The following is an 8,288-nucleotide window of genomic DNA, read 5'->3' on the forward strand; positions in this document are numbered from 1 at the left end:
GCCACTGGCGGCGATCGCGCCTTTCGGGCTGTCGGGCGGCGAGGCGCTGGTCGTCCTGTGTGGCTGGGTCGCGGTCTGGGCGCTGCTCAGTCGCTTTCACCCCCAGCGGCAGTTCCTGCACGATGCGCTAGCGGGCACGCGGCTGATCCACCACGAGGTCGGGCCGCGGCCGCCTTCCAGGCCCTGGTGGGCGAAGCGGCGTGGCTGAGCCGGCCGCACCTGTTCCCGAGCCGGCTGCGGCCGCCCACAAGCGCCGCACCGGGTTGTTGCGCCTGGCGCACGCCACGCGCCATTCGCTGCGCGGCCTGAGCGACGGCTGGCGGGAAAAAGCCTTCCGGCTGGAGGCCTGCCTGGCGCTGGTGCTGCTGCCGCTCGCCGGCTGGCTGGGGCGCAGCTGGGTGGAGACGGCCCTCCTGGGCGCCACCGTGCTGCTGGTGCTGATCGTCGAGCTGCTGAATTCGGCCGTCGAGGCCGCCATCGACCGCATCGGGCCGGATTGGCACGAGCTGTCGCGCCGCGCCAAGGACATGGGCAGCGCCGCAGTCCTGCTGAGCCTGCTGCTGTGTGGCGGCACCTGGGCGGCGGCCCTTATCCAAAGGATCACAAGCCATGGCTGAGCCTGCATTTTCCGTCTGTGTCTACCTCGGTTCGCGCCCGGGCAGCAACCCGCTCTTCGCCGAGGCCGCCACCGCCGTCGGGCGCTTCATCGGCCGCCACGGCGGTCAGCTCGTCTATGGCGGAGGCCGCAGCGGCCTGATGGGTACGGTGGCCGAGGCCACGCGCGTGGCCGGCGGCCGCGTGGTGGGCGTGATCCCTCAGTCGCTGGTCGACAAGGAGCTGGCGAACCAGCTGTGCGACGAGCTGCACATCGTCCAGACCATGCACGAGCGCAAGGCCATGATGGCCGAGCGCAGCGACGCCTTCCTTGCACTGCCCGGCGGCATCGGCACGCTGGAGGAGCTGTTCGAGGTCTGGACCTGGCGCCAGCTCGGCTACCACGACAAGCCGGTGGGCGTGCTGGACGTCGATGGCTACTACGCCCAGTTGCTGCAGTTTTTGCAGCACAGCGTCGACCAGGGCCTGATGGGCGAGTGGCAGATGGGCCTGATCCGCACGGGCAGCGAGGTGGAGCCCCTGCTGCAGGCGCTGGTCGAGGAAGCCGGTGTGCGCCAGGGCGTGCGCCAGCCGCTGCGCAGCGTGATCTGAGCAGCTTCGGCGCGGGGCGGGCGGCCTTCAGATGGCCGCGTCGTCCAGTTCGCCGGTACGGATGCGCACCACCCGCTCGACCGGCGTGACGAAGATCTTGCCGTCGCCGATCTTGCCGCTGCGCGCCGCCGCGACGATGGCGTCCACGCAGCGCTCCACATCGGCCGCACGCACCACCACCTCGATCTTCACCTTGGGCAGGAAATCCACCACGTATTCGGCGCCGCGGTAGAGCTCGGTGTGGCCCTTCTGGCGCCCGAAGCCCTTGACCTCGGTCACCGTCAGGCCCGTCACGCCGCACTCGGCCAGGGCCTCGCGCACCTCCTCGAGCTTGAAGGGCTTGATGACGGCGGTGATCATGTGCATGGAAAACTCCTGGGTCGGCCCGCGCCCGGTCAGTCGCGGAACGGATGGGTAAGGGGCATGCGCCAATCGCTGCCGAAGGCGCGGCGCGTCAGGCGCGGGCCCACCGGCGCCTGGTGGCGCTTGTATTCATTGGTCTGGATCAGGCGCACCACGCGCTGCACCACCGCGCGCTCGAAGCCGGCCCGGACGATGTCCTCGACCGACTGGTTGCGCTCCATGTAGCGCTCGATCACGGCGTCCAGCACCTCGTAGGGCGGCAGGCTGTCCTGGTCGGTCTGGTCCTCGCGCAGCTCGGCGCTCGGGGGGCGGGTGATGATGCGCTCGGGGATGGGGTTGGCGCCGACCCCGAAGGGGTCGTGTGCATTGCGCCAGCGCGCCAGCGCATAGACCTGGGTCTTGGGCAGGTCCATGAGCACGGCAAAGCCGCCCGCCATGTCGCCGTACAGCGTGCAGTAGCCCGTCGCCAGCTCGCTCTTGTTGCCGGTGGTCAGCACCACGTGGCCCAGCTTGTTCGACAGGGCCATGAGCAGCGTGCCGCGGCTGCGCGCCTGCAGGTTCTCCTCGGTCGTGTCTTCCGGCAGGCCCGCGAACTGCGGCGCCAGCGCCGCCCTGAAGGCATCGAACAGGGGGCCGATCGCGATCACGTCGTAGCGCACGCCCAGGCGCTGCGCCATGTCCTGGGCATCGCTGCGGCTGATGTCGGCGGTGTAGCGCGAGGGCATCATCACCGTGCGCACACGCTCCGGGCCGAGGGCATCGACGGCGATCGCCAGCACGAGCGCCGAATCCATGCCACCCGACAGGCCGAGCAGCACGCCGGGAAAGCGGTTCTTTTCCACGTAGTCGCGCACGGCCAGCACCAGCGCACGCCACAGCGCCTCCTGCGGATCCATCCAGGGCCCCACGGGCGCCGCTGCGGCCAGCGCCGCCGTCCCATCGGCAGGGTCCAGGCGCACGACAGGCCGATCTTCCCGGAAACCTGCGGCACGCAGCACCGTGCGGCCCTGTCCGTCCACGGCGAGAGAGTGGCCATCGAATACCAGCTCGTCCTGCCCACCCACCGGCTGGGCGCACAGCAAGGCCAGGCCGGCGCCGGCGGCGAGCTGGGCCAGCGTCTGCTCGCGCTCGACCGGCGCGCCTTGGTAGAAGGGCACGGCCGCCGGGACCAACACCGCCCGGGCCCCTGCCTGGGCCGCCTGGCGCAGCGGGTCTGGGTGCGACGCATCCGCGCCCACCAGGACCGCCAGTCGTACACCCTCTGCCTCGAACACGCAGGCCTCGCCGGCGTCGGCAGGCGGCCGGAAATAGCGCGGCTCGTCCCACACGCCCTGGCTCGACAGCCCGCGCTTGGCGCAGGTTTGCTCGATGCGGCCGGCGCGCAGCACGCTTGCCGCATTCAGGCAAGGGGCCGCTCCCAGGGCGCCGCCCTTGGCCTCTGCCGCAGGGGCCGGCGCCGGGTGGCCCAGCACCAGCACCAGCCCCGGCAGGTCGGCCGTTGCCGCGGCCAGCTGCGCCAGCGCCTGGCCGCAGGCGGCGAGAAAGGCCGGGCGCAGCAACAAGTCGCGGGGCGCCGGCCCGCACAGCGCCAGCTCGGGCGCGAGCAGCACGTGCGCGCCGTCCGCGTGTGCCTGCCGCGCGGCGGCGAGCAGCTTCTGGGTGTTTCCGGGAACATCTCCCGTGGCCAGCGCAAGCTGGGCGATGCAGATGGACAAGGACATGGACGGCGCGCAGGGCAAGGATGCATTCGATTATGCGCCCGCCCGTGGGCTTATCCCCGGCGGCTCTGGACAGTCCTGTGGACAACTTGCTGACGGCGCTGTATTGGGGGCGCAAGTGCTTGACTTCCAAGGCTTTCCCCCGGACTGCCTGTTTATTGGGCAGGCGCAGCCGGCTCCCCTTCCCAGGGCACCGCGGGGCCATGCCCGGCCGCTGCGGCCTTCCCCTATGATGCAAGCGCAAGCCCCGGCCTGCCCTGGCGTCGGCCGCGGGCGGGAAGCTGCCCTTTGCCATGAGCCTGATGCCCTCCAACCCGCTCCCCTGGGAGCTGCACATCGGCGGCGACGCCGGCGAACTCGACGCCGCCGCGTGGGACGCGCTGCTGGCGGCCCAGCCCCAGCCCACCCCCTTCATGCGCCACGCCTACCTCGCGGCGCTGCAGGCCAGCGGCAGCGCCACGCCGCGCACCGGCTGGGTGCCGGTGTACGCCCTGCTGCGGCAGGGCGGCGCCCTGCGCGCGGCCTGCGCCCTCTACCTGAAATCGCACTCGCGCGGCGAATACGTTTTCGACTGGGCCTGGGCCGATGCCTACGCGCGCCACGGCCTGGCCTACTACCCCAAGGCGGTGCTGGCGGTGCCCTTCACACCGGTGCCGGGCACGCGCCTGCTGGCCACCGACGATGCAGCGCGCCTCACCCTGCTCCAGGCGCTGATCGAGTGGGCAGGAGATCAGGAACTGTCCTCGCTGCACCTGCTGTTCGGAGCCCCGCAAGACGTGGCGGCCGCGCGCGCGGCCGGCCTGTTGCTGCGCCACACGGTGCAGTTCCACTGGCACAACGCGCACCCGGATCACGGCGCGCCCTTCAGCGACTTCGAGGAATTCCTGTCCAGCCTGGCGCAGGACAAGCGCAAGAAAATTCGCCAAGAGCGCCGCCGGGTGCAGGCCGCCGGCGTGGGTTTTCGCGCGCTGCACGGCCGTGCCATCGGCGCGGCCGACTGGGACTTCTTCTACCGCTGTTACGAGCGCACCTACCTGGAGCACGGCAACGCCCCCTACCTGACGCGCGACTTCTTCGCCCGCATGGCGGAACACATGCCCGAAGCCTGGCTGCTGTTCATTGCCGAGCGGGGGGGCCGGCCGATCGCCAGCAGCCTGATCGGCCTGGAAGGGCCACCGGGCGGCGCGCCACGCGTCGCCTACGGCCGCTACTGGGGTGCCCTCGAGCGGGTGGACTGCCTGCATTTCGAGGCCTGCTACTACCAGCCGCTGCAGTGGTGCATCGCCCAGGGCGTGCAGCGCTTCGAGGGCGGCGCGCAGGGCGAGCACAAGATGGCGCGTGCCCTGCTGCCGGTGCAGGCGACGAGTGCGCACTGGCTCGCCCATCCCGCGTTCGCCGATGCGGTGGAGCGCTACCTGGAGCGCGAGGGCGCCGGGGTCGAGCACTACCTGCAGGAGCTGCACGCGCGCAGCCCCTTTCGCCGCACGGGCTGAGTGCCGCCGCGGCAGCCTCGGGGTCAGGCGTTCGCCACCGAGCGCACCAGGCCCATTTCCGCGCTGCTGAGCAGCGACTCGATGTCGACGACGATCAGCATCCGCTCGCCGGTGGTCGCAATGCCGCGCACGAAGGAAGCGTCCATCGGCCCCTGGAACTGCGGCGCCGGCTTGATGGCATCGGCCGGCAGCGCCACCACGTCGGCCACCGCATCCACCACCGCGCCCAGCACCGTCCCGGCGACGTTCAGGATGATGACCACCGTGAACGGCGTGTACTCGGCCGGGCAGCCGAGCTTGAGACGCAGGTCCACGATGGGCACAATCACGCCGCGCAGGTCGATCACCCCCTTGATGAATTCCGGCGCATGCGCCATGCGCGTCGGCTGCTCATAGGAGCGGATTTCCTGCACGCGCAGGATGTCGATACCGTATTCCTCCTCGCCCAGGCGGAAGGTCAGGTACTCGGCCGCGGCACTGGCGGCCCCGGCGGTCGGGGCGCGTCGGGAAAAGGAGGGGGTCATGGGGTCGGGGTCTCCTGCATTCGCTTGCGTCAGCCGGCAGCATAGCAGCCCGCGTTACTTGTGTTAACAATCTCCGTGGCGCGGGGGCGTGCATTGCCTGCCGTCGCGTGCAGGGAGAATCTCCCGACCCTGCCGGGCCGGACTCAGCCCTGGGCCTGGTGCTGGGCAGCGCCGTCGGCGATTTCCTTGTGTGCCGCCTCGATGCCTTCCCAGCCCAGCACCTTCACCCACTTGCCTTCTTCCAGGTCCTTGTAGTGCTCGAAGAAGTGGGTGATCGACTTGAGCAGCGCGGGGTTCACATCGTCCACGCTCTTCAAGTGCTCGTAGGCCTTGAGGATCTTCACGGTGGGCACGGCCAGGACCTTGCCGTCCACACCGGCCTCGTCCTCCATCTTCAGCATGCCGAGCGCGCGGCAGGGCACGACCACGCCGGGCAGCAACGGGTAGGGGGTCAGCACCAGCACGTCTACCGGGTCGCCGTCGCCCGAGAGCGTCTGCGGCACGTAGCCGTAGTTGCAAGGGTAGCGCATGGAGACGCTGAGGAAGCGGTCCACGAAGACCGCGCCCGAGTCCTTGTCCACTTCGTACTTGATGGGATCGGCCTCGGCGGGGATCTCGATCACGACGTTGAAGGTTTCGGGCAGCTTGGAGCCGGGCGGGACGTTGTTGAGGGACATGGTCGTTGGCGTTGGATGAATGGAAACGGAGCGCGCACGCGGGCGGCGCGGCCCAGGATTCTAGGCGCAGCCACCTGCGCGACGCGCGCGACCGGCGCGGCTGCCGCACAATCGCCCCCATGCAGCTTCACCACATCGCCAATGCCGACGTGGCCTCGAGCTCGGGGCGCACCATCGCCGTGCTCGACCCCTCCGACGGCCAGCCCTTTGATGAAATCCAGCGCGGCACGCCCGAGGACATCGACGCGGCCGTGCACGCGGCGCGCCAGTGTTTCGACAGCGTCTGGAGCCGCATGGCGCCGGTCGAACGCGGCCGGCTGCTGCAGCGGCTGTCGCAGAAGATCAGCGAACACGCCGAGGAACTCGCCGCCATCGAGCAGCGCGACTGCGGCAAGCCCACCCGCCAGGCACGGGCGGACGCGCTGGCGCTGGCGCGCTATTTCGAGTTCTACGCCGGCGCCTGCGACAAGCTGCACGGCGAGACCATCCCCTACACCGACGGCTTCAGCGTGCTGACCTGGCGCGAGCCGCACGGCGTGACGGGCCACATCGTGCCCTGGAACTACCCCATGCAGATCTTCGGGCGCTGCGTGGGCGCGGCACTTGCCGCGGGCAACGTCTGCGTGGTCAAGCCCGCCGAGGACGCCTGCCTGTCGCTGCTGCGCGTGGCGCAGCTCGCCACCGAAGTGGGCTTCCCGGCGGGGGCACTGAACATCGTCACCGGCTACGGCCACGAAGTGGGCGACGCGCTGGCGCGCCACCCGGGCATCCAGCACATCAGCTTCACCGGCAGCCCGAAGATCGGCACGCTGATCCAGCAGGCCGCCGCCGAGCGCCATTGCCCGGTGACGCTGGAGCTGGGCGGCAAGAGCCCGCAGATCGTCTTTGCCGACGCCGATCTGGACGCGGCCGTGCCGGCCATCGTGGGCGCCATCATCCAGAACGCCGGCCAGACCTGCTCGGCCGGCTCGCGCGTGCTGATCGATGCCATGATCTACGAGCCGCTGCTCGAGCGCCTGGGCCGTGCCTTCGAAGCGTTGCGCGTGGGGCCGGCCGCGATGGACCTGGACCTCGGCCCGCTCATCCGCCAGAGCCAGCAGCAGCGCGTCTGGGATTTCCTCTCGGACGCCCAGGTCGCCGGCATCCCGCTGGTGGCGCAGGGAACGGTGGTGGACGAGGCGCCCGAGACGGGCTTCTACCAGGCACCGGCCCTGCTGCGCGATGTGCCGCCGCAGCATCGACTGGCGCAGAAGGAAGTCTTCGGCCCGGTGCTCGCCGCCATGCCCTTCGACGACGAGGAGCAGGCCGTGCAACTGGCCAACGGCACGCGCTACGGCCTGGTCGCCGGCGTCTGGACGCGCGACGGCGCACGCCAGCTGCGCATGGCGCGGCGGCTCGCCTCGGGCCAGGTCTTCATCAACAACTACGGAGCGGCCGGCGGCGTGGAGCTGCCGTTTGGCGGCGTCAAGTCCAGCGGCCACGGTCGCGAGAAGGGCTTCGAGGCGCTGTACGGCTTCACCACGCTCAAGACCGTCGCCATCCGCCACGGCTGAGGCCGGCTGTCCTTCCTTCTTTCCGTATCTGGTTTCCGTTTCCCTGTCGATGCCGCTGCCACCGCCTGTCCCCCGCATTGCCCGCCACATCCGCCGCGTCCATTACCAGGGATTCGAACGCGATGACGGCCTGTGGGACATCGAGGGCGAGCTGCACGACAGCAAGACCACGCCCGTGCCGTCGCTGACCGAGCGCGGTGCCGAGATCGCCCCGGGCGCGCCCATCCACCACATGTGGCTGCGCGTGACCGTCGACACGCAGCTGGTGGTGCGTGCCATCGCCTCGTCCATGGACGCCCATCCGCTGGGCGGCTGCACCGAGGCCGAGCGGGGGCTGCAGGCGATGGTCGGCTGCAGCATGGCGCGCGGCTGGCGCCAGGCAATCCAGGAGCGGCTCGGCGGCGTGGCCGGCTGCACGCACCTGCGCGAGCTGCTGTTCAACCTGGCGACGGCCGCCTTCCAGAGCGTGCAGGGCGCATTCCGGTCACCGCCGGATGTGCTGCCCCGCCATCTGGACCAGTGCACCGGCTGGGCGCTCTCGGGCGAAGGGGTGCGCGAGCACTACCCGCAGTTCTACCGCCCTGCCGAACGCAAGCCCGAGCCGTGCGGGCAGGAGGACGAGCAGGAGCAGCCGGCCCACTGAGGCGGCCCGAAGGCCGCCGCCCGGCCGACCGCAGGCGGCGCCGCAGGAACCCGCCTCAGTGGAACACCGAGGCGCGCCGCACGATCGCCTGGGCGGCAGCCGGTGTCGCGG

Annotated in this window: 9 protein-coding genes and 1 pseudogene; 6 read left to right on the top strand and 4 right to left on the bottom strand. The window is 70.8% G+C overall.

Features of this window, described 5'->3' with window-relative positions; genetic code table 11:
* The 3 genes and pseudogenes from A612_RS15145 to A612_RS15155 all read left to right on the top strand — a co-directional run.
* Nucleotides 1-208 (top strand): annotated as a pseudogene (locus tag A612_RS15145) (hypothetical protein); the annotation flags it as partial.
* Nucleotides 201-617: a diacylglycerol kinase gene (locus tag A612_RS15150; RefSeq protein ID WP_040437157.1), complete on the top strand. Its 417-nt coding sequence runs from the start codon at nt 201-203 to the stop codon at nt 615-617. The pseudogene A612_RS15145 and the gene A612_RS15150, both read left to right, overlap by 8 nt.
* Entirely contained in the window at nt 610-1,206 is a 597-nt protein-coding gene (locus A612_RS15155) for an LOG family protein (RefSeq protein WP_019375285.1), read from the top strand. Before A612_RS15150 ends, A612_RS15155 begins: the two co-directional genes overlap by 8 nt.
* A 27-nt stretch (nt 1,207-1,233) precedes the next feature.
* Here the strand turns inward: A612_RS15155 and A612_RS15160 are convergent, their stop codons facing one another.
* Entirely contained in the window at nt 1,234-1,572 is a 339-nt protein-coding gene (locus A612_RS15160; RefSeq protein WP_019375286.1) for a P-II family nitrogen regulator, read from the bottom strand.
* Nucleotides 1,573-1,601: 29 nt separating this feature from the next.
* Complete coding sequence (locus A612_RS15165) at nt 1,602-3,290, bottom strand: NAD+ synthase (RefSeq protein ID WP_019375287.1); 1,689 nt, start codon at nt 3,288-3,290, stop codon at nt 1,602-1,604.
* 299 nt (nt 3,291-3,589) lie between these two features.
* On the opposite strand from A612_RS15165, the gene A612_RS15170 reads away from it, so the two are divergent.
* Nucleotides 3,590-4,780: a GNAT family N-acetyltransferase gene (locus A612_RS15170; protein WP_051001523.1), complete on the top strand. Its 1,191-nt coding sequence runs from the start codon at nt 3,590-3,592 to the stop codon at nt 4,778-4,780.
* A gap of 23 nt (nt 4,781-4,803) precedes the next feature.
* Here A612_RS15170 and A612_RS15175 read toward each other — a convergent pair whose 3' ends face one another.
* A complete protein-coding gene (locus A612_RS15175) occupies nt 4,804-5,304 on the bottom strand; it encodes a chemotaxis protein CheW (RefSeq protein WP_019375289.1) in 501 nt (166 codons plus the stop codon).
* A 143-nt stretch (nt 5,305-5,447) separates the two neighbouring features.
* The gene (gene ppa, locus A612_RS15180) at nt 5,448-5,981 is read right to left on the bottom strand and encodes an inorganic diphosphatase (RefSeq protein ID WP_019375290.1); all 534 of its coding nucleotides are present in this window, start codon (nt 5,979-5,981) and stop codon (nt 5,448-5,450) included.
* A 119-nt stretch (nt 5,982-6,100) separates the two neighbouring features.
* On the opposite strand from ppa, the gene A612_RS15185 reads away from it, so the two are divergent.
* Nucleotides 6,101-7,534 (top strand): aldehyde dehydrogenase family protein, encoded by a 1,434-nt coding sequence (locus A612_RS15185; RefSeq protein ID WP_019375291.1) that lies wholly within the window; start codon nt 6,101-6,103, stop codon nt 7,532-7,534.
* 49 nt (nt 7,535-7,583) lie between these two features.
* The gene (locus A612_RS15190) at nt 7,584-8,177 is read left to right on the top strand and encodes a DUF2889 domain-containing protein (protein WP_019375292.1); all 594 of its coding nucleotides are present in this window, start codon (nt 7,584-7,586) and stop codon (nt 8,175-8,177) included.
* Nucleotides 8,178-8,288 lie beyond the last annotated feature (111 nt).

Origin of the sequence: Melaminivora alkalimesophila, assembly GCF_000282995.1 — a bacterium.
Lineage (GTDB): Bacteria > Pseudomonadota > Gammaproteobacteria > Burkholderiales > Burkholderiaceae_C > Melaminivora > Melaminivora alkalimesophila.